This is a genomic window from Achromobacter sp. DMS1 (assembly GCF_001270295.1).
Genome location: NZ_LHSJ01000097.1, coordinates 1 through 25,191 on the forward strand (window position 1 = coordinate 1; position 25,191 = coordinate 25,191).

Below are 25,191 nucleotides of genomic sequence, written 5' to 3' on the forward strand. Positions count from 1 at the left end.
CGGCGCCTCCCGCCTTGCGGCGCGAAGCGGTGCGGGCCGGCTTGGCCGCGCCGAAGGCGGCGGCGATCTCCTCCGGGGTAATGTCATATTCGCGCATGGAATTGACGATGGAGGTGATGACCGGCTTGCGCCGCTTGTTTTGAAGGGCTTCCGCCTTCTTCTGGAGCTTGGTGATTTCCTTTTCGATCTTTGCTTGCAGAGCTGCGTAGGATTCTCGGGCCATGGTTTATTCCTGATTATGGAACTGCTTTATCGCCGGCAGAGTCTTGTTTAATTGTTGTGCCCCGAATAATACAGAAATTATGGGCGCCGCACGCATAAGTCGGACCAATTACTTTGTATCAAATGCACCGAGGTTCGCGAGGATTCCCGGGGAAAACTCCCTGGTTGTGCAACTATTGGGAAGGATTTCCCCAAATATGGGATGACGCATCCTCGATGCATCGGGGTTTATTTTGTTACCCGCCAGTAGGTTTTATGGATGCGCGCGGCGGACGCGGCTTTTTTATCCCGGCGCGTTCCGAAGGCCACGATTTCTTGTATTCGTTCTTATCTGTTGAGAGCGTCGCCGTGACAGGCGGCATATAAGCTGCTATTTGGCAAGCCTGTTTGGCGGCCCGTGCGGCCAAAGGGCTGCGTCAATATCCGTTCCATTAATCCGGGCGCCGCGCCCGGGAAATCTGACGCGGCCGCGGCGGCGGCCGCGGCCCCGGGCGAACGGCGGCGCCCGACGGCGCGTGGCGGCGCGCCGTTGCGCCTCGTTGCGCTCCGGTCCGCGACGGCCGGCCCCGGTCGGCGTTACGATAGCGTCCTGCAATTCATTTTCCGGCGCGCAGCCGGGCATCCGAAACCATCCATGAAAATCACCGATCCCGCCATCGCTTCCCTGGCTACCGCCAAATCGCTGCTGCTCGACCCCTGGGGGCTGACCGAGGCCGACATGGCGCGCGCGCTGGGCGAGATATTCACGCACAAGGTCGACTACGCGGACCTCTATTTCCAGTACACACGCAGCGAAGGCTGGAGCCTGGAAGAGGGCATCGTCAAGACGGGCAGCTTCTCGATCAGCCAGGGCGTGGGCGTGCGCGCCGTCAGCGGCGAGAAAACCGCCTTCGCCTATTCCGATTCGCTGTCGCCCGAGGCGCTGCTGTCTTCCGCCCACGCGGTGCGCGGCATCGCCCGGCGCGGCGCGGGCAAGGTCAAGGTGGCCGCGCACGTCGAGCCGGAAGCGGGGCGCAGCCTCTACGCGGACATCGACCCGGTCGCGACCCTGACCGCTCCCGAAAAGGTGGCGTTGCTGGAACGGGTGGAGCGCATGGCGCGCGCCCGCGATCCGCACGTCATCCAGGTCATGGCCGGCCTGGGCGCGGAATACGACGTGGTGCTGGTCGCCGGCAGCGACGGCCGGCTGGCGGCGGACGTGCGGCCGTTGGTGCGGCTGTCGCTCACCGTCATCGCCGAACGCAACGGCCGGCGCGAGATGGGCCATGCCGGCGGCGGCGGCCGCCTGGGACTGTCGTACTTTTCCGACGAAGTGCTGCAAGGCTACGTGGAGCGCGCCGTGCACGAGGCGCTGGTCAACCTGGAGGCGCGGCCGGCGCCCGCGGGCGAAATGACAGTGGTGCTGGGATCGGGCTGGCCCGGCATCCTGCTGCACGAGGCCGTGGGCCACGGGCTCGAGGGCGACTTCAACCGCAAGGGCTCCAGCGTGTTTTCGGGGCGCATCGGCCAGCGCGTGGCGTCCAAGGGCGTCACCGTGGTGGACGACGGCACCTTGCCCGACCGCCGGGGCTCGCTGAACATCGACGATGAAGGCAACGCCACCCAGCGCAACGTGCTCATCGAAGACGGCATTCTGCGCGGCTACATGCAGGACACGCTCAACGCCCGCCTCATGAAGACCTCGGCCACCGGCAACGGCCGGCGCGAGTCGTTCGCCCACCTGCCCATGCCGCGCATGACCAACACCTACATGCTCGCGGGCGAGACCCCGCCCGAGGAGATCGTCTCCTCGGTCAAGCGCGGGCTCTATGCCGTCAATTTCGGCGGCGGCCAGGTCGACATCACGAGCGGGAAGTTCGTGTTCTCGGCGTCCGAAGCCTACATGATCGAAAACGGCAAGGTCACCTATCCCGTGAAGGGCGCCACCCTGATCGGCAACGGCCCCGACGCCATGAACCGCGTCAGCCTTATCGGCAACGACCTGCAGCTCGATTCGGGCGTGGGCACCTGCGGCAAGGACGGGCAGAGCGTGCCGGTGGGCGTGGGCATGCCTACCGTGCGCATGGAAGGGCTCACGGTGGGCGGCACCGCCTGAGCCGCGCCGCCGCCTCCGGTTCTCCGCCGCCGAGCGCGGTTCGCGCTTCCCAAAAGGAAGCGCTTTCCGCCTCGGGGCGGTCCGGCGGAAAAAAACGGGCGTGACGGCCCGTTTTTTTGTGCTAGAGTTTTTCCCCATGAAATTCGCGTCCCCCGCTTTTTACTTTTACTTTTATGGTTTTCTGAAGCCGCTGGCGGAGGAAGGGACGCGCTCAATCTGAAGTTTGGAAAGAATCCCCCCAAAAAAGCCGCCAGCGAACTGGCGGCTTTTTTTGTGCCGCCGGTAAAGGAAAGGATTCCCGCGGCGGGCAACCCAGGAGCTGTACCGTGTCACACAATACCGACGACCTTCGCATCCGTGAAATCAAAGAACTGAATCCCCCCGCGCACGTCATGCGCGAATTCCCCTGCTCCCGCGAAGCTTCGGAAACCGTGTTTGCCGCCCGGCAGGCCATGCACCGCATCCTGCACGGCATGGACGACCGCATGATCGTCGTGATCGGGCCGTGTTCGATCCACGACACCCGCGCCGCCATCGAGTACGCGCAGCGGCTCAAGCCCGTGCGCGACCGGCTCGGCGCCGACCTGGAAATCGTGATGCGCGTGTACTTCGAGAAACCGCGCACCACGGTCGGCTGGAAGGGCCTCATCAACGACCCCGGCCTGGACGGCAGCTTCGACATCAACCGCGGCGTGCGCGTGGCGCGCGAGCTCCTGCTGGACATCAATTCCATGGGGCTGCCGGCGGGGTGCGAGTTCCTGGACATGATTACGCCGCAGTACATCGCAGACCTGGTTTCGTGGGGGGCCATCGGCGCGCGGACCACCGAGAGCCAGGTGCACCGCGAACTGGCGTCCGGGCTGTCCTGCCCGGTGGGGTTCAAGAACGGCACGGACGGCAATGTGAAGATCGCCGTGGACGCCATCAAGGCGGCGTCGCAGCCGCATCACTTCCTGTCGGTGACCAAAGGCGGGCACTCGGCCATCGTGTCCACCGCGGGCAACGAAGACTGTCACGTCATCCTGCGCGGCGGCAAGACGCCCAACTACGACGCCGCCAGCGTGGAGGCCGCCTGCCAGGAAATGGCCAAGTCGGGTCTGGCGCAGCGGGTCATGATCGACGCCAGCCACGCCAACAGCAGCAAGAAGCCCGAGAACCAGCCGCTGGTGGTCGAGGACGTGGCGCGCCAGATGGAAGCGGGCGACCCCCGGCTGGTGGGCATGATGATCGAAAGCCACCTGCTCGGCGGGCGCCAGGATCTGGTGCCCGGCACGCCGCTGGTCTACGGCCAGAGCATCACCGACGGCTGCATCGACTGGGACGCGTCGGTCGCCGTGCTGGAGCGGCTGGCCCACGCGGTGCGCGAACGCCGCCGCGTGGCGCTGACCTCCGGCAAATAGGGCAGGCAGCCGCTGCGGCGCAGCATGGCGGGAAGCGTAGAATGCCTGGATTCCCCGAACCCGAGTCTGCACATCATGAACGCTCCCTCGCCTGCCGAATCCCTGCGCCGTCCGATTCCCCCCGCTTGTCTCGACGCCTTGCGCGCGCGTTTCGGAGAGCGTTTCTCCGAGGCGCACGCCGTGCGCGAGCATCACGGCCGCGATGAGTCGCCGTACCCGGCCATGCTGCCCGATGCCGTGGTCTTCGCGCAGTCCACCGAAGAGGTGGCCGAGATCGCGAAGCTCTGCAATGCGCACCGGGTGCCCATCATTCCCTATGGCGCGGGCTCGTCGCTCGAAGGCCACATCCTGGCCATCCAGGGCGGCATCAGCATCGACCTGTCCCAGATGAACCGGGTGCTCGCGGTCAACGCCGAAGACCTCACCGCCACCGTGCAGGCTGGCGTGACGCGCAAGCAGCTCAACGAGGAAATCCGCAGCACGGGCCTGTTCTTCCCCATCGATCCGGGCGCCGACGCCAGCCTGGGCGGCATGGCGGCCACGCGCGCCTCCGGCACCAATGCCGTGCGCTACGGCACCATGCGCGAGAACGTGGTGTCGCTTACCGTGGTGACGGCGGATGGCCGCGTCGTGCGCACCGCCGGCCGCGCCCGCAAGTCTTCCGCGGGCTACGACCTCACGCGCATTTTCGTGGGCAGCGAGGGCACGCTGGGCATCATCACCGAAGTGACGGTGCGGCTGTATCCGCAGCCCGAGGCGGTGTCCGCCGCGGTGTGCAATTTCCCCACGCTGGACGCGGCGGTCCAGAGCGTGATCGAAATCATCCAGATGGGCGTGCCGGTGGCGCGCGTGGAATTCATGGACGCCGCCAGCGTGCGGGCCGTGAACCAGCACAGCAAGCTGACGCTGCGCGAGACGCCGCTGCTGGTGTTCGAGTTCCACGGCAGCCCGGCGGGCGTGCAGGAGCAGGCCGAGACCGTGCAGGCCATTACCGCCGAACACGGCGGCATGGACTTCGAATGGGCCGAACGGCCCGAAGACCGCAGCCGGCTCTGGACCGCCCGGCACAACGCCTACTTCGCCGGCCTGCAGCTGCGGCCCGGATGCCGTTCCAGCACCACCGACGTCTGCGTGCCCATCTCGCGCCTGGCGGACTGCGTGCGCGAAACCGTCGAAGAGCTCGACCGCGCGAGCTTCCCCTACACCATCGTGGGGCACGTGGGCGACGGCAACTTCCATGTGCTCATGCTGCTCGACGCCGACAGCAAGGAAGAGTGGGAGGAGTCCGAGCGCATCAACCACAACCTGGTGCGCCGCGCCATCGCCGCCGACGGCACCTGCACGGGCGAGCACGGCGTGGGGCTGCACAAGATGCAGTTCATGGCCGAAGAGCACGGCGAAGACGCGCTCGACCTGATGCGCAGCCTCAAGCATGCCTTCGACCCCAACAACATCCTCAACCCGGGCAAGATCGTGTCCTGGTGAGCGGCGCGGCGCACGGGGCCGGGGGAACCTCGCTGCCCGGCCTGCCGCGGCCGTTGCGGCCAGATTTGGTTGCACATTTCACAATCGGTTTGACACCGCCGCGATTGTCCGAATCGCGCAACAAGCCCGCCGCCGTCTCGCCTTGCGCGGCGCGGCGTAGCGGGCAGGCCCGCGCTCCCGCCAATGCGCCCTCAAGCGCGCCTCGGCGTTTGCCGCGGCGCAGCGGGTGCGGGTAAATCCCGGCCTGCACTGGCCGACCGCTCGCGCTATTGTTGCGCTCATGAATTCACTGGTCGAAACCGGCCTTGCCCAAGCGCAGGCGCCTTATTCGCCGCAGCAGCTGGCGCAGGCCCTGCAGGCCGTGCTGCCGGCGCATTGCGTGCTGTTCCGCGAAGAAGACACCCGTCCTTACGAGTGCGATGGCCTGTCCCTTTACCGCACGTTGCCGGCGGTGGTCGCCCTGCCCGAAACCGAGGAGCAGGTGCAGGCCGTCATGCGCGTCTGCAAGCGGCTCAACGCGCCGGTCGTGGCCCGGGGCGCGGGCACCGGGCTTTCGGGCGGCGCCATGCCGCACGCGCAGGGTGTGCTGCTGGGGCTGTCCAAGTTCAACCGCATCAAGCAGATCGACCTGGCCAGCGCCACCGCCGTGGTGGAGCCGGGCGTGCGCAATCTCGCCATCTCGGAAGCGGCCGCGCCCTACGGCCTTTACTACGCGCCCGATCCGTCCAGCCAGATCGCCTGTTCCATCGGCGGCAACGTCGCCGAGAATTCGGGCGGCGTGCATTGCCTGAAGTACGGCCTTACCGTGCACAACGTGCTGCGCGTGCGCATGGTGACCATAGACGGAGAGGTGGTGGAACTGGGCTCCGAGGCGCCCGATGCGCCCGGCCTGGACCTGCTGTCGGTGTTCATCGGCTCGGAAGGCATGCTGGGCGTGGTGACCGAAGTGACCGTCAAGCTCGTGCCCCGGCCCGTCTGCGCGCGGGTCGTGATGGCGAGCTTTTCGAGCGTGGAGGCGGCGGGCAATGCGGTAACGCAGGTGATCGCGGCCGGCATGATCCCGGCTGGCCTCGAAATGATGGACCGGCGCGCCACCCACATGGTGGAGCCTTTCGTGCGCGCCGGCTACGACCTGGAGGCGCAGGCCATCCTGCTGTGCGAGTCCGACGGCACCCCTGAAGAAGTGGCCCACGAGATCGGGCGCATGGAGGCCGTGTTCCGCGCGGCGGGCGCCACGCGCTGCCAGGTATCCGCCTCGGAAGCCGAGCGCCTCAAGTTCTGGGCCGGGCGCAAGAACGCCTTCCCCGCCGCGGGGCGCGTCTCGCCCGACTACTACTGTATGGACGGCACGATTCCGCGCCGCCATCTGGCGCGCGTGCTGGGCGCCATCGAGCAGATGGAAGACGAGTTCGGGCTGCGCTGCGCCAACGTATTTCATGCGGGCGACGGCAATCTGCACCCGCTGATTCTCTTCGATTCGAACAAGCCGGACGAAGTCGAGCGGGCCGAGAAGTTCGGCGCCGCCATCCTCGAGCTGTGCGTGCAGGTGGGAGGAACCGTGACTGGAGAGCACGGGGTGGGAATGGAGAAGATCAATCAAATGTGCGTGCAATTTTCCCGAGAGGAACTCGATGCCTTCATGGCGGTGAAGCGGGCCTTCGACCCGCCTTGCCTGCTGAATCCGGAAAAGGTCATTCCCACACTGGCGCGCTGCGCCGAATACGGCAAGATGCACGTGCACGCGGGCGAACTCAGATTCCCGGATCTCGCGCGTTTCTGAGGCTGCCGTCCCATGAATTTCGTCCTGTCGGAATTGTGCGACCAGGTCATGACGGCGCGCGCCGGGCACAAGCCGCTGTTCGTGACGGGCGGCGGCAGCAAGGCCTTCTATGGCAACTATCGTCCTCTCACTCCGCAGGACGGCCATTGCCTGCTCGACATGACGCCGTATCGCGGCATCGTGAGCTACCACCCCTCCGAACTGGTGGTGACGGCGCGCGCCGGAACGCCGCTGGCCGAACTGGAGGCGGCCCTGGCCGAGCACGGGCAGATGCTGGCTTTCGAGCCGCCGCATTTCGGCCCCTCGGCCACCCTCGGCGGCTGCGTGGCCGCCGGCCTGTCGGGGCCGCGCCGCATGCACGCCGGCGCCTTGAAGGATTTCGTCCTGGGCGTGCAGCTGCTCGACTCGGAAGGCCGGGTGCTGACCTTCGGCGGCGAAGTCATGAAGAATGTGGCGGGCTATGACGTGTCGCGTCTGCTGGCGGGCTCGCACGGCATCTTCGGCGCGATCCTCGAAGTGTCGCTGAAGGTAGCGCCGCGCCCCATGGACGAACTCACGCTGTGCCTGCCGGCCAGCCAGGCGCACGCGCTGGCGAGCTTCGCGCKCAGGTCCGGCGCAATCGGCGAAGGACGGGCACTGGCAATGGCCAGGGCGCGCAATTTGCCCGCCTGCACCAGCGGCAGTGCCGCGATGGCGCTCAGGAACGCCATATCCACCCGCCCGGCCGCCAGGTCGGCAATGGCCGCGGAATCCCCTTTGTAGGGCACGTGGGTGATATCGGCCCCGGCTGCGTGGCTGAACCACTCGCCGGCCAGGTGATTGACCGCCCCGCTGCCTGCCGACGCAAAGCTGAGCTTGCCGGGCTGCGCGCGCGCACCGGCGATCAGTTCCGCCACGCTCCGGAAAGGCGAACCGGCGGGCACGACGAGCAGGTACGGGTAGCTCGCCACCAGCCCGACCGGCTGGAAATCCTTGAGCACCTGGTAATCGACGCGGCGCTTGTACACCGGCTCGACCGACAGCGTTCCGCTGCTGCCGAGCATGAGGGTGTAGCCGTCGGCCGCCGCGCGTCGGGCCGCCTGGACGGCAACCACGCCGTTGGCCCCGGGCCGGTTCTCGACCACCACGGCCTGGCCGAGTTCGGCTTCCATCTGGCGGGCCAGGTAGCGTCCGACCGAGTCCGTGGGGCCGCCGGCGGTGAAGCCGATGATGAGCGTGATGGGCTTGTCGGGATAGGCCGCGGCCGCGCCCGCGCAGACGCTGGCCGCCGCCAGCGCGCCGGCGGCCAGCCGCTTGAAGAAGAGCAGCATGATTTTCTCTCCGGGATTCTTCGGGAAACCGGGCGCATGCGCGCCGGACTCAGGCGTAGCCGCGCTCGATGAGCCTGACCATTACCGGGTAATACTCCTTGACGTATCCGGCGGCGCGCGTCTGCTCCAGCAGGCTGTGCGTCAGGCTGGCCGCGCGCGCGTCCACCTCGCCCTGGCGCGCGAGTTCCAGCGCCAGCAGAATGTCTTTGATGGCGTATTCCGTCGGAAAGGTCCTCTCGGGAAACTGCTCGGCGGCCAGCGCCTTCTGGCCGGGATTGCGCAGCGCGAAGCTGTCGGCCGATCCCAGGCTCAGCGCATCCATGAGCAGCTTGCCGTCCACGCCCGCCCTCCTGCCGATCGTCACCGCCTCCGCGAGCGCGTGCACCGTCATCAAGACCACCATGTTGTTCATGATCTTGACCACCTGCCCGCAGCCGGTGCCGCCGCACAGCACCACGTCGCTGCCCATGCAGGACAGGTAAGGCAGCACGGCCTGGTACTGCTCGGGCGTCGCCCCCACCGTGATCATGAGCGTGCCCTGGCGCGCCGCCTCGCGCATGCGCGCGACGGGTGCGTCGATGAGCAGAATGCCATGAGCGCGCAGCTGCTCGGCCAGCTTACGCGTGCGCGCCACGTCGCTGGTGCTCATGTCCACCACGGTGCGCACCTTGCCGCCGGCCTCCGCCAACGCGGCGCAGACCTGCTCCACCTGCACGATGCTGGGCAGCGACAGGAAAACAATGTCCGCGGTCCGCGCCACTTCCGCCGCCGACCCGCAGTGGTGCGCGCCCAGCGCCGCCAGGCGGGCCATCGGCTCGGCCGCCAAGTCGTGCACGTGGACGGGCCGTCCCGACTTGCGGACCAGGTTGGCGCACATCGGTTCGCCCATGACGCCCAGCCCGATAAAGCCCAGCGTATCGTTGTTGCCGCTCATGTCGTCCTCCTTGGTTCTTTGCGGGGTATAGCCAGTTCGGGTACTGCCAGCAAGCTTAGGCAGCCGCCGGCTTCCCAGGTTTGAAAATTTGGCAACGCTACGTTCTCGTTTCGCGCCCCCCTCGACCGAAGAAAGGTGCGTTTCCTTTTTTTCAAGCCTGCGCGGCGCGAGCGTCGATACAGTGGTCTGCATTCGACGGCGGCGCGCCGCGCCCGCACGCGGCAACCGCAAGAAGGCAGAACGAACGGAGACGACATGCTGCTGCACACACTGGCCGACTATGGCGCACGCGAAAGCGCCGCGCGCCTTTCCGAGGACGTGCTGCACCACGCCAAGCGGGCGTTCCTGGACTGGCTGGCGGCCCTCTACCCCGGCACCCGCACCGCGCCCTGCCTGCAATTGCTGGGCGCGCACGGCGACGAGCTGGGACACGGCGCCAGCAGCCTGCCGGGCTGCGGCACCACGGCTTTCGCGCCCACAGCGGCCTGGATCAACGGCAGCGTGTCGCACGCGGTGGAGTTCGACGACATTTACCGCGACGCGGTCTATCACCCCGGATGCCCGACCATCGCCGCCGCGCTGGCCGTGGCGGAAGACCGCGCGGCCAGCGGCCGGGCGTTGCTGAACGCCATCGTCGCGGGCTACGAGATATCGACGCGCATCGGCGCCGCGGTGCAGCCGTCCCATTACCGCTATTTCCACACCACGGGCACGGTGGGCGGTTTCGGCGCGGCGGCGGCGGCCGCCGCCCTGGCGCGCCGGGCGATGCCGCAAGCCATGCTGCACGCGCTGGCCACGGCCGGCACCCTGGCCAGCGGCCTGCAGCAGGCCTTCCGCTCCGACGCCATGAGCAAGGCGTTGCATGCCGGCCATGCCGCCGAAGTGGGTGTGCGGGCGGGACTGGGCGCGGCGCACGGGCTGACCGGCGTGGCGGACATCCTGGAAGGCGAAGTGGGCTTCGGCGCCGCGCTGGCGCGCGATCCCGACTGGCGCCTGGCCACCGAGGCGCTGGGAGAGCGCTACAACATCGCCCGCATCACCCAGAAGAACCACGGCTGTTGCGGGCACACCTTCGCCGCCATCGATGCGGTGCTGGCGCTGCGCGCGCAGGGGCTGCGGCCGGAGGCGGTCCGGGCCATCGACGTGGACACGTACCAGATCGCGCTGGACGTGACGGGCAACTTCGCGCCGGCCACAGCATTCGAAGCGAAGTTCAGCCTGCCTTACGTGCTGAGCCACGCGCTGGTTCACGGCTCGGTGCGCCTGGACGCTTTCGGCGAACGGCGCCGCGCGGACGAAACGGTGCTCGGCCTGATGCGGCGCGTGGCGCTGCATGCCGATCCCGAGCTGAGCGCGCGCTTTCCCGGGCAGCGCGCCGCCCGCGTGCGCGTGGCCACGCGCGACGGGAGCAAGGTTTCACACTATGCCCCTTACCGCAAGGGCGATCCCGAAGCGCCGCTGTCCGACCAGGGCCTGTATCCAGCTGCATTTTTATGGACGGATGACCGACCTGCCGAACCACCTCCGCCGTTTCACGACTGGTAGTCATGAAATTGGCACCGTAGCAAGGGGGGTTGGGCTCAAGGCAAATCAAGACACCATAAGATTTGGCGATGTCTCCAAGACGCCCGAAGAGCGCGACCGCCATATCCATGGTCTCCTGATCGGTCAAACCAGAACGATCCCTGTTCTTTGGCGAGCCAAAGACGATTCGGTTTGCTCCCAGGCCCGCGCCAATGCGACATACTCCGGCAAGATGCTCGAGCATCGCATCTCGCGAATCTTGCGGGCCAAAGACGTTCAAACCCGTTGTGCCGAACAGCAAAGCCTGCATGCCCGTGATTTCGATGCCACGCTCAAGCCACCAGGCTCTGACACGGACAATGTCCTTGTCAGTTGCCTTGCCCGGCTCGGGGAAATATTTGCCTGGAGCGATATCAATCGCGTCCACATTATGGCGCCGAAGCAAGGCCGCTATAGCTTTGTCCTCGGTGGTATCCCAGGCGATATTTGAAATAGCCAACCTCAAGATTTCACTCCCGAATCAGCGCTTCTCGTAAGCGGCTCGGATTGCGCATAGGCTCTGATTGCCTGGACGGTTTCGCGGACACCATATTGATAACGCCCCGAACCTCCGAATAATTGANGGACGGTGGCGCGCCACGCCCGCGCTGGAGCGCGCGGCGATACTGCGCCGGGCCGCGGATCTCATGCGCGAGCGCATCGCGCAGCTGGCCTGGCTCATCACGCGCGAGCTGGGCAAGCCCCTGGCCGAATCGGAAAAAGAAGTCGTCACCGCGGCCGAGATGTTCGAGTGGGGCGCGGAGGAAGCGCGGCGCGCCTACGGGCGCCTGATTCCCGCGCGCGCCGCTGGCATGCGCCAGATGGCGATGCCGGAACCCATCGGGCCGGTGGCCGCGTTTTCGGGCTGGAATGCGCCGGCTATCACGCCTTCGCGCAAGATCTCAGGCGCCCTGGCGGCAGGGTGCAGCATTGTCATCAAGCCTTCGGAGGAAACGCCGGCGGTGGCCCTGGAGATCACCCGGGCCCTGCAGGACGCGGGCCTGCCCGCGGGCGTGCTCAACATGGTGTTCGGCGATCCGGGCGCCATTTCGCGCCAGCTGATCGAATCGCCGCACATCCGCATGGTGACCTTCACCGGCTCCACCGCCATCGGCCGCGAGGTGGCGACGATGGCGGCGCGGGGCCTCAAGCGCGCCACGCTGGAACTGGGCGGACATGCGCCGGTGCTGGTGTTCGACGACGCCGATGCCGAGAGCGCCGCCGCCGCGCTGGTGGCGGCCAAGTTCCGCAATAGCGGCCAGGTCTGCACCTCGCCCACGCGCATCTACGTGCAGCGTGCGCTATTCGAGCGCTTCGCGGAAGCGTTCGCTGCCGGCGCGGCACGGCTGCGCGTGGGAAACGGGCTGGAGGCGGGCGTGCAGATGGGGCCGCTGGCGAATCCGCGCCGGCTGGAAGCCATGCGCAACATGGTGGCCGATGCCCGCGCGCAGGGTGCGCAAGTGCTGGCCGGCGGCGATGCGCCCGGCCTGCCGGGCTGGTTCTGGCTGCCCACGGTGCTGCGCGGCGCGGGAACTGAAAGCCTGGCCGCCAACGTCGAGCCTTTCGGCCCGCTGGCCCTGCTGCATCCGTTCGATGGCATGGAAGACGGGCTGGCGCTGGCCAACCGCCTGCCGTTCGGCCTGGCGGCCTACGTCTTCACGCACGATCTCGCGCGTGCGCAGCAGGCCGCCGATGGCATACAGAGCGGCGTGGTCTGCGTCAATCATTGCCAGGCTTCGATGCCCGAGACGCCGTTTGGCGGGTACAAGGACAGCGGCCTGGGCCGGGAGGGCGGCATCGAAGGGCTGCAGGAATTCATGCAGACCAAATACGTCAGTCAGCGCGCGAGCTGACGCCCGCGCCACCGCGCGGCAACAAGCGCGGGGCGCTCCCCATAGGAGACAAACATGAAGCACAGCGCAGTGTTCGTCCTGGTCCTGGCCGCGACCGGCCCTGTCCAGGCGGCGGGGATTTCCGACGATGTGGTGCGCATCGGCGTGCTCACCGATCTATCCGGCGCCTACTCGGGCAATGTCGGGCCGGGTTCGGTGCTCGCCACGCGGCTGGCCATCGAAGACGTGGGAGGCAACGTCCTGGGCAAGCCGGTGGAGATGCTGTCCGCGGACCATCTGAACAAGACAGACGTGGCGGCGGGCCGGGCACGCGAATGGATGGACCGCGAGAAGGTCGACGTCATTACGGAGCTGGGCAACAGCGCCGTGGCACTGGCAGTGATGAACATCGCGCGCGAGAAGCGCCGGATGACCATGGTGACGGGAGCGGGCGCCATGCGCATCACCGGCGAGGATTGCGCGCCCACGAACGTGCAGTGGGTGTACGACACCTATGCGCTGGCCAAGGTGGGCACGCTGCCGTTGGTCGAGAGCGGCGCGCGCAAGTGGTATTTCGTTACCGCCGATTACGCGTTCGGGCATTCGCTGGAGGCCGACGGCGCGCGGTTCGTGAAACAGGGCGGCGGCACGGTGCTGGGCTCGGCGCGCTATCCGTTTCCCGGCAATGACTTTGCGTCCTTCCTGCTGTCGGCGCAGGCCAGCGGCGCCGACGCCGTGGCCTTCGCCAGCGCGGGCGCGGACCTGCAGAACGAGATCAAGCAGGCGCGCGAGTTCGGCCTGGCGGACCGGCAGCGCCTGGTCGCGATGCTGATGAGCATTGCCGACGTGCATGGCGTAGGCCTGGAGGCGGCGCAGGGCATGACGTTCGCCGAAACCTTCTACTGGGACATGGACGACGAGACGCGGGCGTTCGCCCGCCGTTTCCGGCAGGCGTCGGGCAAGATGCCCACGGCGCTGCAGGCCGGCCAGTATTCCGCGGTGCTCAGCTATCTGCGCGCGGTGGAAAAGGCCGGTTCGGACGATGTGGAAGCGGTCATGAACGCCTTGCGCAGCATGAAGATCCACGACGCCTTCGCCCGCAACGCGCGATTGCGCGCCGACGGCAAGCTGATTCATGACACGTATGTCGTGCAGGTCAAGACCCCGGAGGAGTCCAAGGGGCCTTGGGATTACTACCGCATCGTCAAGACCATTCCCGGCGACCAGGCCTTTGTGCCGCTTGCGGAAAGCCAGTGCAAGCTGGCCAAGGGCGGCTCATGAGCGCGCTGCCCGAATACGAGGCCTACGCGGTCCGCTATGCGACAACGCAGCGCCGTAGCCTGGACAACTTTCTGGCGCGCAACGACTTGCACGACGGGCCGATGGCGCTGGACTTCTATTTCTGGCTGCTGCGCGGCCACGGCCGCAACATCGTCGTCGATACGGGTTTCAGCGCTGCGTCGGCGCGTGCGAGAAACCGGCGGTTCCTGCTGACGCCGTGCGACGCACTGGCGGCGCTGGGACTGGGGGCCGGGGACATTGGCGACGTGGTGCTGACCCACCTGCACTACGACCATGCCGGCAACCTGGATCTGTTCGACCGCGCGACCATCCACGTGCAGGAGGCCGAGATGGCCTACGCGACCGGCCGTTGCATGTGTTTTGCGCCGCTGCGCCATTTTTTCTCAGCGGACGACGTGGCGGCCCTGGTGCGCCAGGTCTATGCCGAACGGGTGCGCTTCCATGACGGCAGCGCAGCGCTTGCGCCCGGCGTGGAGCTTCATCGCATCGGCGGGCATACGCCCGGCCTGCAGATCGTGCGCGTGCACACCGCGCGCGGCTGGGTGGTGCTGGCTTCCGATGCGCTGCACTATCGGCGCAATCTGGCCGACGACAATCCGTTTCCGGCCATCTACAACCTGGGCGACATGCTGCATGGCTACGAACGCCTGCGCGCCATGGCCTCGACCGAAGACCATATCGTGCCGGGCCACGACCCGGAGGTGGCCCGGCGCTACCCCGAGGCCGCGCCGGGCATCTACCGGCTGGACTTCGACCCGCAAGGAGAATGACTGTGATGTTTCAAGACCTGCTGCCGCGCGATTTCGCCGACCGCGTCAATTGCCGCGAACGCCTGACGTGGCGCGGCCGGCACCTGGATACGGATTTCCTGCTCGAAGCGGGCGATGCGGCCTGGCTCATCGGGATGCGCCGCGGCCGCATCGAAAGCGTGCGCGGCGGACCGTTCGTCATGCCGCGCTGGCGGTTCGCGCTGCGGGCCGAACGCGGAGTATGGGAGCGCTTTCTGCAGCCCCGGCCCGAGCCGGGTTTTCACGACATCATGGCGCTGATCAAGTTCCGCCGGCTGCGCGCCGAAGGCGACCTGTATCCGCTGATGTGCAACCTGCTTTATTTCAAGGAAGTGCTCGAATGCGCACGGAAAGAGGGAGCGCAATGAAACCCGACATCGACTTCGAACCGGCCGTGGGCCGCTATCTGCGCCTGAACATCGCAGGCGAGCCGCACCGCGTCTACGTTGAGACGGCGGGGCAGGGCGTGCCGCTGCTCTGCCTGCACACGGCGGGGGCCGATACACGGCAGTACCGGGCGCTGCAGAATGACGCCGGCATTCTGGAACGCTTCCAGGTCATTGCCTTCGACCTGCCGTGGCACGGCAAGTCGTCGCCGCCGGCGGGCTGGCACCAGTGTCGCTACCGGCTCACCACCCAGGGCTACGAGGCGGCCGTGCTGGCGGTGGCCGACGCGCTGGCGCTGGCGCGGCCGCTGGTCATGGGCTGCTCCATCGGCGGGCGCATGGTGCTGCATCTGGCCCTGTCGCATCCGGACCGTTTCGGCGGGGCGATCGGCCTGCAGTCCGGCGCGCACGTGGACCCTTATTACGACCTGGAGTGGCTGAACCGGCCCGATGTGCACGGCGGCGAGGTTTGCGCCGGCATCGTGTCGGGGCTGATCGGGCCGGGCAGCCCCGAGGTCCACCGCTGGGAAACGCTGTGGCACTATATGCAGAGCGGCCCGGGCGTGTTCCAGGGCGACCTGCATTTCTATACCGCGGACGGCGACATCCGCGAGAAGGCGGCGGCCATCGACACCCGCCGCTGCCCGCTCTGGCTGCTTACGGGCGAGTACGACTATTCATGCACGCCCGAAGATACGGCGCATCTGGGCGAGCGTATCGCCGGGGCGCGCTGGCAGATCATGGAGGGCATGGGGCACTTTCCGATGAGCGAGGATCCGGACCGCTTTCTGCGCTATCTGCGGCCGGTGCTCGAGGAGGCGGCCGCCGGTCGCGCCGCGCGCCTGGATTGAACGCGCCGCCCGGCGCGGCTCAGGCTGTTTCGGGCGCGCGCAGGGCCTGCAGCAGTTCGTGCGCGGCGCCGCCCAGGTCGCGCGGCGACCGCACGCACACGAAGAACTGGCGCTCGGCCCAGCCGTCGCGCAGGCGCAGCAGCGCCAGCCCCATGGCGTGCAGGTAATTGCGCGCGATCGCTTCCGGCACGATGCCGATGCCCACGCCCTCGCGGATCATGCGGCAGCGCGTTTCGAAGTTCGACACCTGCAGTTTCACATTGGGCGGGCGCGACAGGCTCGTGCCCGCGTAGGCCAGGAACTGGTCCAGCGAATGCCGGGGAAAGTACCCCAACAGCTCATAGTCCAGCGCCTCTTCGAGGAAAAGCTCGCCGCGCCCGGCCAGGGGATGGCCCAGCGGCACCACCAGTCCGACGCGGTCGCGGCGGAACGGATAGGACTCCACGCCGGGCATGGGATAGTCCGCATGGTAGATGCCGATGTCCACGGTGCCCTCTGCGACCAGCCGCGGAATGTCGTAGCTGTGCCGGTCCAGGAGATCCACGCTTACGTCGCTGCGTCCGGCCAGGAAGCGCCCCATGACGGCGGGCAGGAACTGCAGGATGGTGGAGGGATTGGCCGCCAGCTTCACCTTGGCCTGGCCGTTGGCCGAAAAGCGCTGCACGGCCTGTTCGGTCAGTTGCACGCTGCGCAGGATGGCCTTGGCCCGCTGGTACAGCAGCACGCCCGCCTGCGTGGGCTCCACGCCCCGTCCGTGGCGCAGGAGCAGGACCCGGTCGAGCTGGCGCTCCAGCTCCGCCACCCGCTTGCTCGCGGCGGAGGTGACCAGGTTTTCCCTTTCCGCCGCCTTGGACAGGCTTTTCTCCTCCACCGCCGCCACGAAAATCTCGAGCGCGGGTATATCGAGCTTTTTCATAGCGGCACACTATACCCGAGCGCCCGGTCCGAAGCGGATGTGTTGCGGTGCACAATCCTAGTGCGAAATTCGGTGCGCGAGCACCGCTATGGATCGTTATGTGTTTGTCGCGCAACGGTTTTTTCCGGCGTGCTGCGGCGCTTATTGCGATGCAGCAAACTCAGGCCTACGATGAAACTGCGATCACCCCTCGCGCTTTCTCAAGGAGAGAATCATGAGCAACACCGCATTGAAGAATGCCCGCCTGTCGGACTCGCTCGAGCAGTCCCTGATCCGCGAGGCCGTCAAGGCGGAGAGCCTGTCCGGCCCGTTCAGCCGCCGCGGCTGGCGGCGGCTCAAGGTGCGCCTGGCGCGTTTTGGCGGGGCGATCGGCGAAGTGCTGCACGATATGGACGCGGGCCGCAGGCAGCATCCCGTGATTTCCGCCTACCACTGACCCGCCGTGCGCGGGCGGCCTGGAGCGCGCCGGCCCGCGAGCGGCCGCCTGTGCGGACTACGCCAGCGCATCCCACACCAGATAGCCGTCCAGCAGGATGATCGCGGCGGTGGCCGCGATGGCGGCGGCGGCCCATCCGCCGCGCAGCGCATGGCGGCCCATCAGGCTGGCGCGCCGCGCCAGCAGCACCAGCGGCACCAGGGCGAAGGGCAGGGCCAGGCTGAGGATCACCTGGCTCAGCACCAGCAGGCCGTCCGGATCCTGGCCGCCGGAATGAATGAGCAGCCCCACGGCCGCCGCGCCCGCGACCAGGCGCGTGAACAGGGCGCGGCGGCGGTCGCTCCAGCCCTGCCGGACCTGGAATCCGCGCGAAAGAATGCGTCCGGCCAGCACGCCGGTGATGGTCGAACTCTGGCCGGCGGCGTACAGCGCCACCGCGAAGACCAGGGCCGCGCCCAAGCCCAGCGTCTGACCGATGACCGCATGGGCCGCATCCAGGCTGGACACCGCCAGGCCGGCGCCCGACAGCGAGGCCGCCGCCACGATCATGATGGCCGAGTTGATCAGCATAGCCACGCCGAGCGACACCATGGTGTCGTTGCGGGCCACCCGCATGGCCATGCCGCGCGCCTGCGGCGGCAATTGGCGGGCGCGCTGCGCCAGCGAGCCGGAATGCAGGTAGAGGTTGTGCGGCATGAGCGTCGCGCCCAGGATGCCCAGCGCGATCATGAAGCCCTCGGGGTCGCGCAGCGCCCGTCCGGTCTGCGCGACGCCCCCGGCCATCGCGGTCCAGGACGGATTGGCCTCGAAGAGCAGGAAGACGAAAGACATGGCCACCACCGCCAGCAGCGCGGCGATGACGCGCTCGTGCCGGTCGGCGTTGCCGCGGGCCAGGGCCAGCACCACGAAGGTTCCCACCCCCGTGACGGCCACGCCGGCGAGCAAGGGCAGGCCGAAGAGCAGGCGCAGCGCGATAGCGCCGCCGATCAGTTCGGCCAGCGCCGTGGCGAGAATGGCGGCCTCGCCGGCCAGCCAGGCGGCTTTGGCCACGCGCGGGGAAAGATGGCGGGCGGTGAGGGTGGCCAGGTCTTCGCCGGTGGCCAGGGCCAGGCGCGACACCAGCACCTGGAAGCCGAGCGCCAGGAAGGCCGAGGCGAAGACCACCATGAGCAGCCCGTAGCCGTAGCCGCTGCCGCCGGCGATGTCGGTGGCCCAGTTGCCCGGGTCGATGTAGCCGACGGCGACAAGCATGCCCGAGCCCACCATGCGCCGCAGGCTGGCGGAAAGTTGGACATTGTGCCGGGCGGCCCGGCCGCCCGAGATCGCGAGAATCAGACCCGTCATACGGCACTCCTGAGAATGGTTCTCATTTTCTTGAGGTGCCGGGGCCGCGTCAAATTGATTTTGGGCAGGGCGGCCATAGGCGGGCCCAATCGGCCCGCCCTGCGCCGCCGCCCGCGCGCCATCAAGACTTCAGCTTGGCGTCCATGGTGATCCTGGCGTTGAGCGCTTTGGAAACCGGGCAGCCCTTTTCGGCCTTGCGCGCGGCGTCTTCGAAGGCCTGCGCGCTCGCGCCGGGGATCACGGCTTCCACGGAAAGATGCACGGCGGTGATGGCGAAGCCGCCGTCCTGCTTGTCCAGCGTGACTTCGGCCCGGGTGTCCAGGCGTTGCGCGACCATGCCGGACTCGGCCAGGATGTTGGAAAGGGCCATGGTGAAGCAGCCCGCATGGGCCGCGCCCAGCAGTTCTTCGGGGTTGGTGCCTGGCACGTCTTCGAATCGGGTATTGAAACCATAGGGCTGGTCCTTGAGCGCGCCGCTCTGCGTGGATAGCGTGCCCTTGCCGGTCTTCAGGTCGCCGGACCAGGCGGCGGTGGCGGTTTTCTTCATGCTCGTCTCCCTGTAGCGGCCGCGTCGGAGGCGGCCATTGAGAAAAAGCGCGCCGCACAGGGCGCGGCTCGACCCATGATACGGTGCGCCCGGCGAGCGGCAAACGGCGCGGCGCGCGCATCCGCAAGCCGATGTAACGGCGGCGCGGGCCGCGCTTGCCAGCCTGTGCGCGCGCCTGCACACTGGGAAGCTGGCCAGACAACGCAACCGGGGATACAGATGGTAGTGATCGATACCGTGCAGACGCGGCACGCGCTGCATTTCGAGGCCGTGATCGCGGCGCTGCGGGATGCCTTCCGCCAGGGGGCGACGGTTCCCCCGCGCCACGTGCATGCCATCGAGTCCGGGGGCGCGCACGGCACCTCGCTCATCATGCCGGCCTGGAACGAGCGGGGATATTTCGGGGTGAAGGTCATCAACATCTTCCCCGAGAATACGCGCCAGTCGCTGCCGGGCCTGCACGCCACCTACAACCTGTACAGCGCGCGCACGGGCGTGCCGCTGGCCCAGGTGGACGGCGACGTGATCACCGCGTTCCGCACCGCTGGAGCGGCGGCGCTGGGCGCTTCCTATCTGGCCCGTCCCGACGCGGGCGAGCTGCTCATCCTGGGGTCGGGCCGCGTGGCCAGCCTAGTGGCTCCCGCCATGCGCTGCGTGCGTCCCATACACCGGGTGCGCGTCTGGAACGTGCGCCCGGCGGGGGCGGACAACCTGGCCGCCTCGCTGCGCGCGCAGGGCTTCGACGCGGAGAGCGTGGACGACCTGGAAGCGGCGGTGCGGGAGGCGGACATCGTCAGTTGCGCCACCCTGTCGACCGAGCCGCTGGTGCATGGCGCCTGGCTCAAGCCCGGCGCGCACCTGGACCTGATCGGCAGCTTCAAGCCCGAAATGCGCGAGACGGACACGGCCTGCTTCGACGGCACGGAAGTCTATGTGGACACGGACGAAGCGCCGGCCAAGGCGGGCGACCTGCTGGCGGCGTTCGACGCCGGCGTGCTGACGCCCGCCGAGCTGCGCGGCACGCTGGCCGGCCTGGTGGCGGGCAAGGCGCCGGGGCGCTCGGGGCCGCAGGCCGTCACGGTGTTCAAGGCGGTGGGCAGCGCGCTCGAAGACCTGACGCTGGCCGCGCTGGTTTACGAGGCCGTGACCGGAAAGGGGCCGTACTGAGTCAGGCACAATAGCGCCAATGTTTTCACTGTCTTCAAGAGCCGTCATGCCGCGTCTTACCCTTCGCCTCGCCTGCGCCGCCGCGCTGGCCATTCCCTTGCTTGCCCGGGCCGAAATCGTCATCGGCGTGGACGTCTCCACTACCGGGCCGGCCGCCGCCATCGGCATCCAGACCAACAACGCCATCCGCCTGTGGCCCGACACGCTGGGCGGCGAGCCGGCGCGCTACGTGGTGCTGGACGACGGCACCGACGTCAGCCGCGCCGTGAAGAACATGCGCAAGCTCACGTCCGAAGACAAGGTCGACGCCATCGTCGGCCCCAACATCACGGCGGCGGCGCTGGCCGCGCTGGACGTGCTGGCCGAAACCGGCACCCCCATGGTGGCGCTGGCGGCCTCCAGCGTCATCGTCGAGCCGCAGTCCGATCCCAAGCGCGCCTGGGCGTTCAAGATGCCGCAGAACGACTCCCTCATGGCCTCGGCTCTGGTGCAGGACATGAAGAAAAAGGGCTACAAGACCGTGGGCTTCATCGGCTTCGCGGATTCGTACGGCGACAGTTGGTGGAAGGAATTCACCGCCGCCGCCGGCCGGGACCTCGAGGTCGTCGCCCAGGAGCGCTTCCAGCGCACCGACGCCTCGGTGGTGGGCCAGGCGCTGAAAGTCATCGCCGCCCGGCCCGACGCCGTTCTCATCGCCGGCTCGGGCACCCCGGCCGCACTGCCCCAGAAAACGCTGCTCGAACGCGGTTATACCGGCGCCATTTACCAGACGCACGGCATCGGCACGCTGGAATTCCTCCAGGTGGGCGGCAAGGACGTGGAGGGCACGCTGTTCCCCACCGGCCCGGGCGTGGTGGCGCGCGAGCTGCCCGACGACAACCCCGTCAAGCCGGTTGCCGTGGCCTTTGCCGACAAGTACGAAAAGCAGTACGGCGCCCATACCCTGACGCAGTTCGCCGGCGACGCCTACGGCGCCTGGATGTTGCTCGATTCGGCCGTCGCGCGCGCGCTCAAGACCGGCGCCCGGCCAGGCACGCCCGAATTCCGCGCCGCCCTGCGCGATGCCCTGGAATCGACGCGCGGCCTGATCGTGCCCAACGGCGTGCTCAATATCTCCAAGACCGACCACCAGGGTTTCGACGAGCGCGCGCGCGTCATGGGGGTGGTGAAGGACGGGCGGTTCTCCTACGCGAAATAAGCGCCTACGCTTCGTAACCTGCTCTCACGGACCGAGGGGAGCAGGGGCTTTGGGCAGGCTGCGGCCTGCTTTTTCTTGTGCTATTGATTAGTGTAGAAATGATTTATTCGCGTATTATTTTTGGCGAAGCCTTTTTCGATAAATACATCAGGGAGAAAACGCCATGACTTTGCTCCAGACCAAACGACTGCTTGCCGCCGTCAGCCTGGGCCTGCTTGCCGCCTGCTCGGATTCGGGCTCCGATTCCGATTCCAAGCCGGCGCCGACCGCCAAGGAGCCCGCCGCGGCGGCCGGCACCCTGGAAGCCGCGCGCGCGGCGGGCAAGATCCGCATCGGCTATGCCAACGAGGCGCCCTTTGCCTATATGGACAGTAAGCAAGGCAAGGTGACGGGCGAATCCGTGGAAATCGCGCGGGTGATCCTCAAGCGCATGGGCATCAACGAGGTCGAGGGCGTGCTGACCGAGTTCGGCTCGCTCATTCCCGGCCTGCAGGCCAAGCGGTTCGACATTATCGCGGCGGGCATGTACGTCACGCCCGAGCGCTGCCAGCAGGTCGTGTTTTCCAATCCCACCTACGGCGTGGGCCAGGCCTTCCTGGTGAAGCAGGGCAATCCCAAGAACCTGCACAGCTATGAAGACATCGCCAAGAATCCCGATGCCAAGCTGGGCGTGGTGGTGGGCGCCATCGAGTCGGAATACGCTTCCAAGCTCAACGTGCCGCCTGCTCAGGTGGCGGTGTTTCCGGACGCGGTGAGCGCGCTGTCCGGGGTGCAGGCCGGCCGCGCCGACGCCTACGCCGCCACGGCGCTCACGGTGAACGACCTGCTCAACAAGACCGACCAAAGCAGCGGCCTGGAGAAGGCCCGGCCCTTCACCGACCCGGTGATCGACGGCAAGAGCGTGCGCGGCTACGGCGCCTACGCCTTCCGCACCGAAGACAAGGCGTTTGCCGACGCGTTCAACGCGGAACTGGCCAAGTTCGTGGGCACCGAGGAGCACAAGAAGCTCGTGGCGCCGTTCGGCTTTACCGACCAGGAGATGCCCCAGGGCATGACCGCCGCCAAACTTTGCGGCCAGCAGCAATAAAGAAGAAGGGGCGTCCATGTCGCTCGTACCGGAGCATCTCGCCGAGCTGCTGCCGCCGCTGCTGCAAGGGCTGGGCGTGACCCTGCGCATCATGGCGGGGGCGGCGGCCCTGGCCGTGCCGCTGGCCGTGGCCGCCGGCATCGGACGGCTGTCCCCCATCGCGCCCCTGCGCTGGATCGCCGCGGTATACGTGGAAGTGTTCCGCGGCACTTCGGCGCTGGTGCAGCTTTTCTGGTTCTACTTCGTGCTTCCGCTGTTCGGCATGCAGCTTCCGGCCATGCTGGTGGGCATCGTGGTGCTCGCGCTCAATGCGGGCGCCTATGGCGCCGAGGTCGTGCGCGGCGCGATCCGCGCGGTGCCGCCCGGCCAGCGCGAGGCGGGCATCGCGCTGAATCTCACGCGCGGGCAGATCATGCGGCGCGTGGTGTTGCCGCAGGCCATTCCGGCCATGCTGCCGCCGGCCGGCAATCTGCTGATCGAACTGCTCAAGAACACCGCGCTGGTGTCGCTCATCACCATTACCGACCTCACGTTCCGCGGGCAGCTGCTGCGCAGCGAAACCCTGCGCACCACCGAGATTTTCACGCTGATCCTGTTCTTGTATTTCTTGGTGGCCCTGTTGATCACGGCGTGCGTGCGCCTGCTGGAGCGAAGGGTGCGGGTGCGATGAATCCTGTTTTCGATTGGTCTTTCGCGCTGGAGATCCTGCCCACGCTGGGCGCGGCGCTGGTCGTCACGGTGCAGGCCACGGTGCTGGGCATGCTGGTGGCGGTCACGCTGGGCCTGGCGCTCGCGCTGCTGCGCCGCGCGCGTCTGGCGATCGTGTCGCTGCCGGCGGCGTTCTTCATCGAGTTCGTGCGCAGCACGCCGCTGCTGGTGCAGATGTATTTCCTGTTCTACGTGCTGCCTCTGACGGGCGTGCGGATGTCGCCGCTGGCCACCGGCGTGCTGGCGCTGGGCGTGCACTACGCGGCCTATTGCGCCGAGGTCTACCGCGCGGGCATCGAGAGCGTGCCCAGGGGGCAGCTGGAGGCCGCCACCGCGCTTAACCTGTCGCGCTGGGACACGGCGGCCCGCATTGTGCTGCCCCAGGCCATCCCGCCGGTGGTGCCGGCGCTGGGCAATTACCTGGTGGCCATGTTCAAGGACACGCCGCTGCTGTCGGCCATTACCGTGCTCGAGCTGCTGCAGCAGAGCAAGATGATAGGCTCGGCCACGTTCCGCTACACCGAGCCCCTGACGCTGGTGGGCGCGCTTTTTCTCGTGCTCAGCCTGATCGCGGCGTGGGGGGTGCGCAGGCTGGAGGCCAGGCTGCAACGATATGGAGGAAAGCGATGAGCGCCGCGATCAAGATCCGGAACCTGTACAAGCGCTACGGCGAGCTGGAGGTGCTCAAGGGCATAGACCTGGACATCCCGGCGGGCCAGACCGTGTCCGTGATCGGGCCGTCGGGTTCGGGCAAGTCCACCCTGCTGCGGGTCCTGATGACGCTGGAGCGCCCCACCAGCGGCGAGATCGAAATAGACGGCGTGCCCATGTGGACCGACGCGAAGGGCCGTCCAGCCGGGCCGAATTCGGCCCACGTGCGCCAGGTGCGGGGCAAGATCGGCATGGTGTTTCAGCACTTCAACCTGTTCCCGCACATGACGGCGCTGGGCAATGTGATGGAGGCGCCGATGCGCGTGCAGGGCCTTTCTCGCGACGCGGCGCGCGAGCGCGCCGCCCAGTACCTGGACATGGTGGGCCTGGGCGACAAGCTCGACGTGTACCCGGCGCAGCTGTCGGGCGGGCAGAAGCAGCGCGTGGGCATCGCGCGGGCCCTGGCCATGCGGCCGGAGATCATGCTGTTCGACGAAGTGACGTCGGCCCTGGACCCCGAATTGGTGGGCGGCATCCTGCAGATCATGCGCGACCTTTCGGCCCGGCGCAGCATGACCATGATCATCGTGACCCACCAGATGAAATTTGCCGAGCGCAGCTCCGACCGCACGCTGTTTTTCGACCAGGGCAATATCGTCGAAGACGCGGACTCCGCCGCGCTCTTCGGCCAGCCGCGCGAAGAGCGCACCCGGCAGTTCCTGGACTCGGTGATCGAGGGCCAGTAGGCCCGCGCCGCCGCGCGGGCGGCGGGTTATGCTTGGCCATTCATCCGTTCACGTTCACCGTACCGAGGCCACCTCATGAGTCTGTTGTTCAGTCCGGCCGCGATCGGCAAGCTCGCGCTCGCCAACCGCATCGTCATTGCGCCCATGTGCGAATACTCGGCCGAGGAGGGCTGCGCCACCGACTGGCACATGATCCATCTGGGGCACCTGGCGCTGTCGGGCGCCGGGTTGCTGTTCACCGAGGCCACCGCCGTCGAGCCGGAGGGCCGCATTTCGCCGGGCGACCTGGGCCTGTGGTCTGACGAAACCGAAGCCGCCCTGGGCCGCGTCGTCCGGGCCGTGCGCCGCTATTCGCCTGTCCGGCTGGGCATCCAGCTCGCTCATGCGGGGCGCAAGGCATCCAGCAACGCGCCCTGGAACGGCGGCCAGCTCGTGCCGCCCAG

Annotated in this window: 20 protein-coding genes and 6 pseudogenes; 19 read left to right on the forward strand and 7 right to left on the reverse strand. The window is 67.7% G+C overall.

Going from position 1 to position 25,191, the window contains the following annotated elements; genetic code table 11:
* Nucleotides 1-223, reverse strand: a pseudogene (locus AD428_RS13025) (H-NS family nucleoid-associated regulatory protein); the annotation flags it as partial.
* A 633-nt stretch (nt 224-856) separates the two neighbouring features.
* Here AD428_RS13025 and tldD point away from each other — a divergent pair.
* The 5 genes and pseudogenes from tldD to glcE all read left to right on the forward strand — a co-directional run.
* Nucleotides 857-2,317, forward strand: a complete 1,461-nt coding sequence (gene tldD / locus AD428_RS13030) for a metalloprotease TldD (RefSeq protein WP_053245454.1) — start codon at nt 857-859, stop codon at nt 2,315-2,317.
* A 326-nt stretch (nt 2,318-2,643) separates the two neighbouring features.
* Nucleotides 2,644-3,717: a 3-deoxy-7-phosphoheptulonate synthase AroG gene (aroG, locus tag AD428_RS13035; RefSeq protein ID WP_053245455.1), complete on the forward strand. Its 1,074-nt coding sequence runs from the start codon at nt 2,644-2,646 to the stop codon at nt 3,715-3,717.
* Nucleotides 3,718-3,792: 75 nt separating this feature from the next.
* The gene (locus AD428_RS13040) at nt 3,793-5,202 is read left to right on the forward strand and encodes an FAD-binding oxidoreductase (RefSeq protein WP_053245456.1); all 1,410 of its coding nucleotides are present in this window, start codon (nt 3,793-3,795) and stop codon (nt 5,200-5,202) included.
* A 280-nt stretch (nt 5,203-5,482) separates the two neighbouring features.
* Complete coding sequence (locus AD428_RS13045) at nt 5,483-6,982, forward strand: FAD-linked oxidase C-terminal domain-containing protein (RefSeq protein ID WP_053245457.1); 1,500 nt, start codon at nt 5,483-5,485, stop codon at nt 6,980-6,982.
* 12 nt (nt 6,983-6,994) lie between these two features.
* Nucleotides 6,995-7,582: pseudogene (gene glcE / locus AD428_RS24980) on the forward strand (glycolate oxidase subunit GlcE); the annotation flags it as partial.
* 62 nt (nt 7,583-7,644) lie between these two features.
* Here glcE and AD428_RS13050 read toward each other — a convergent pair.
* Nucleotides 7,645-8,292 (reverse strand): annotated as a pseudogene (locus tag AD428_RS13050) (tripartite tricarboxylate transporter substrate binding protein); the annotation flags it as partial.
* 49 nt (nt 8,293-8,341) lie between these two features.
* Nucleotides 8,342-9,226 carry an NAD(P)-dependent oxidoreductase gene (locus AD428_RS13055; protein WP_053245458.1) on the reverse strand — a complete coding sequence of 295 codons (885 nt, stop codon included), beginning with the start codon at nt 9,224-9,226 and terminating at the stop codon, nt 8,342-8,344.
* Nucleotides 9,227-9,481: 255 nt separating this feature from the next.
* Here AD428_RS13055 and AD428_RS13060 point away from each other — a divergent pair, with 255 nt between their 5' ends.
* A complete protein-coding gene (locus AD428_RS13060; protein WP_082308389.1) occupies nt 9,482-10,771 on the forward strand; it encodes an MmgE/PrpD family protein in 1,290 nt (429 codons plus the stop codon).
* Here the strand turns inward: AD428_RS13060 and AD428_RS24985 are convergent.
* Nucleotides 10,758-11,177, reverse strand: a pseudogene (locus AD428_RS24985) (sugar phosphate isomerase/epimerase family protein); the annotation flags it as partial. The gene AD428_RS13060 and the pseudogene AD428_RS24985 overlap by 14 nt on opposite strands.
* 196 nt (nt 11,178-11,373) lie before the next feature.
* Here AD428_RS24985 and AD428_RS13065 point away from each other — a divergent pair.
* The 5 genes and pseudogenes from AD428_RS13065 to AD428_RS13085 form a co-directional block, all read left to right on the forward strand.
* Nucleotides 11,374-12,642 (forward strand): annotated as a pseudogene (locus tag AD428_RS13065) (NAD-dependent succinate-semialdehyde dehydrogenase); the annotation flags it as partial.
* 54 nt (nt 12,643-12,696) lie between these two features.
* Nucleotides 12,697-13,902: an ABC transporter substrate-binding protein gene (locus AD428_RS13070; protein ID WP_053245459.1), complete on the forward strand. Its 1,206-nt coding sequence runs from the start codon at nt 12,697-12,699 to the stop codon at nt 13,900-13,902.
* Nucleotides 13,899-14,693 (forward strand): N-acyl homoserine lactonase family protein, encoded by a 795-nt coding sequence (locus tag AD428_RS13075; protein ID WP_053245460.1) that lies wholly within the window; start codon nt 13,899-13,901, stop codon nt 14,691-14,693. Before AD428_RS13070 ends, AD428_RS13075 begins: the two co-directional genes overlap by 4 nt.
* Before the next feature lie 5 nt (nt 14,694-14,698).
* A complete protein-coding gene (locus AD428_RS13080) occupies nt 14,699-15,079 on the forward strand; it encodes a hypothetical protein (RefSeq protein WP_053245472.1) in 381 nt (126 codons plus the stop codon).
* Nucleotides 15,076-15,948 carry an alpha/beta fold hydrolase gene (locus tag AD428_RS13085; protein ID WP_053245461.1) on the forward strand — a complete coding sequence of 291 codons (873 nt, stop codon included), beginning with the start codon at nt 15,076-15,078 and terminating at the stop codon, nt 15,946-15,948. The genes AD428_RS13080 and AD428_RS13085 overlap by 4 nt, the downstream gene beginning before the upstream one ends.
* 19 nt (nt 15,949-15,967) lie before the next feature.
* Here the strand turns inward: AD428_RS13085 and AD428_RS13090 are convergent, their stop codons facing one another.
* Nucleotides 15,968-16,864 (reverse strand): LysR family transcriptional regulator, encoded by an 897-nt coding sequence (locus tag AD428_RS13090; protein ID WP_053245462.1) that lies wholly within the window; start codon nt 16,862-16,864, stop codon nt 15,968-15,970.
* A gap of 214 nt (nt 16,865-17,078) precedes the next feature.
* Between AD428_RS13090 and AD428_RS13095 the strand changes: the two genes are divergently transcribed.
* The gene (locus AD428_RS13095) at nt 17,079-17,300 is read left to right on the forward strand and encodes a hypothetical protein (RefSeq protein WP_053245463.1); all 222 of its coding nucleotides are present in this window, start codon (nt 17,079-17,081) and stop codon (nt 17,298-17,300) included.
* Nucleotides 17,301-17,357: 57 nt separating this feature from the next.
* On the opposite strand, the gene AD428_RS13100 is transcribed toward AD428_RS13095, so the two are convergent.
* Together AD428_RS13100 and AD428_RS13105 are read right to left on the reverse strand one after the other, a co-directional pair.
* A complete protein-coding gene (locus AD428_RS13100; protein WP_053245464.1) occupies nt 17,358-18,644 on the reverse strand; it encodes an Nramp family divalent metal transporter in 1,287 nt (428 codons plus the stop codon).
* A gap of 121 nt (nt 18,645-18,765) precedes the next feature.
* Nucleotides 18,766-19,191 carry an OsmC family protein gene (locus tag AD428_RS13105; protein ID WP_053245465.1) on the reverse strand — a complete coding sequence of 142 codons (426 nt, stop codon included), beginning with the start codon at nt 19,189-19,191 and terminating at the stop codon, nt 18,766-18,768.
* Nucleotides 19,192-19,410: 219 nt separating this feature from the next.
* Between AD428_RS13105 and AD428_RS13110 the strand changes: the two genes are divergently transcribed.
* From AD428_RS13110 to AD428_RS13140, 7 genes and pseudogenes are all read left to right on the forward strand, one after another.
* Nucleotides 19,411-20,358, forward strand: a complete 948-nt coding sequence (locus AD428_RS13110) for an ornithine cyclodeaminase family protein (RefSeq protein WP_053245466.1) — start codon at nt 19,411-19,413, stop codon at nt 20,356-20,358.
* 46 nt (nt 20,359-20,404) lie between these two features.
* Nucleotides 20,405-21,556 carry an ABC transporter substrate-binding protein gene (locus AD428_RS13115; RefSeq protein WP_053245467.1) on the forward strand — a complete coding sequence of 384 codons (1,152 nt, stop codon included), beginning with the start codon at nt 20,405-20,407 and terminating at the stop codon, nt 21,554-21,556.
* A gap of 163 nt (nt 21,557-21,719) precedes the next feature.
* Nucleotides 21,720-22,643, forward strand: coding sequence for an ectoine/hydroxyectoine ABC transporter substrate-binding protein EhuB (gene ehuB, locus AD428_RS13120; RefSeq protein ID WP_053245468.1), 924 nt, complete (start codon nt 21,720-21,722; stop codon nt 22,641-22,643).
* Nucleotides 22,644-22,659: 16 nt separating this feature from the next.
* The gene (ehuC, locus tag AD428_RS13125) at nt 22,660-23,313 is read left to right on the forward strand and encodes an ectoine/hydroxyectoine ABC transporter permease subunit EhuC (RefSeq protein WP_053245469.1); all 654 of its coding nucleotides are present in this window, start codon (nt 22,660-22,662) and stop codon (nt 23,311-23,313) included.
* On the forward strand, nt 23,310-23,981 hold the full coding sequence (gene ehuD / locus AD428_RS13130; protein ID WP_053245470.1) for an ectoine/hydroxyectoine ABC transporter permease subunit EhuD: 672 nt from the start codon (nt 23,310-23,312) through the stop codon (nt 23,979-23,981). The genes ehuC and ehuD overlap by 4 nt, the downstream gene beginning before the upstream one ends.
* Nucleotides 23,978-24,748 carry an ectoine/hydroxyectoine ABC transporter ATP-binding protein EhuA gene (gene ehuA / locus AD428_RS13135; protein WP_053245471.1) on the forward strand — a complete coding sequence of 257 codons (771 nt, stop codon included), beginning with the start codon at nt 23,978-23,980 and terminating at the stop codon, nt 24,746-24,748. The genes ehuD and ehuA overlap by 4 nt, the downstream gene beginning before the upstream one ends.
* Nucleotides 24,749-24,823: 75 nt before the next feature.
* Nucleotides 24,824-25,191: pseudogene (locus AD428_RS13140) on the forward strand (oxidoreductase); the annotation flags it as partial.

Coding starts and splice junctions, on each gene's coding strand:
- tldD (WP_053245454.1), top strand. CDS start 857: ATGAAAATCACCGATCCCGCCATCGCTTCCCTGGCTACCGCCAAATCG.
- AD428_RS13040 (WP_053245456.1), top strand. CDS start 3,793: ATGAACGCTCCCTCGCCTGCCGAATCCCTGCGCCGTCCGATTCCCCCC.
- AD428_RS13045 (WP_053245457.1), top strand. CDS start 5,483: ATGAATTCACTGGTCGAAACCGGCCTTGCCCAAGCGCAGGCGCCTTAT.
- AD428_RS13055 (WP_053245458.1), bottom strand. CDS start 9,226: ATGAGCGGCAACAACGATACGCTGGGCTTTATCGGGCTGGGCGTCATG.
- AD428_RS13060 (WP_082308389.1), top strand. CDS start 9,482: ATGCTGCTGCACACACTGGCCGACTATGGCGCACGCGAAAGCGCCGCG.
- AD428_RS13070 (WP_053245459.1), top strand. CDS start 12,697: ATGAAGCACAGCGCAGTGTTCGTCCTGGTCCTGGCCGCGACCGGCCCT.
- AD428_RS13075 (WP_053245460.1), top strand. CDS start 13,899: ATGAGCGCGCTGCCCGAATACGAGGCCTACGCGGTCCGCTATGCGACA.
- AD428_RS13080 (WP_053245472.1), top strand. CDS start 14,699: ATGTTTCAAGACCTGCTGCCGCGCGATTTCGCCGACCGCGTCAATTGC.
- AD428_RS13085 (WP_053245461.1), top strand. CDS start 15,076: ATGAAACCCGACATCGACTTCGAACCGGCCGTGGGCCGCTATCTGCGC.
- AD428_RS13090 (WP_053245462.1), bottom strand. CDS start 16,864: ATGAAAAAGCTCGATATACCCGCGCTCGAGATTTTCGTGGCGGCGGTG.
- AD428_RS13095 (WP_053245463.1), top strand. CDS start 17,079: ATGAGCAACACCGCATTGAAGAATGCCCGCCTGTCGGACTCGCTCGAG.
- AD428_RS13100 (WP_053245464.1), bottom strand. CDS start 18,644: ATGACGGGTCTGATTCTCGCGATCTCGGGCGGCCGGGCCGCCCGGCAC.
- AD428_RS13105 (WP_053245465.1), bottom strand. CDS start 19,191: ATGAAGAAAACCGCCACCGCCGCCTGGTCCGGCGACCTGAAGACCGGC.
- AD428_RS13110 (WP_053245466.1), top strand. CDS start 19,411: ATGGTAGTGATCGATACCGTGCAGACGCGGCACGCGCTGCATTTCGAG.
- AD428_RS13115 (WP_053245467.1), top strand. CDS start 20,405: ATGCCGCGTCTTACCCTTCGCCTCGCCTGCGCCGCCGCGCTGGCCATT.
- ehuB (WP_053245468.1), top strand. CDS start 21,720: ATGACTTTGCTCCAGACCAAACGACTGCTTGCCGCCGTCAGCCTGGGC.
- ehuC (WP_053245469.1), top strand. CDS start 22,660: ATGTCGCTCGTACCGGAGCATCTCGCCGAGCTGCTGCCGCCGCTGCTG.
- ehuD (WP_053245470.1), top strand. CDS start 23,310: ATGAATCCTGTTTTCGATTGGTCTTTCGCGCTGGAGATCCTGCCCACG.
- ehuA (WP_053245471.1), top strand. CDS start 23,978: ATGAGCGCCGCGATCAAGATCCGGAACCTGTACAAGCGCTACGGCGAG.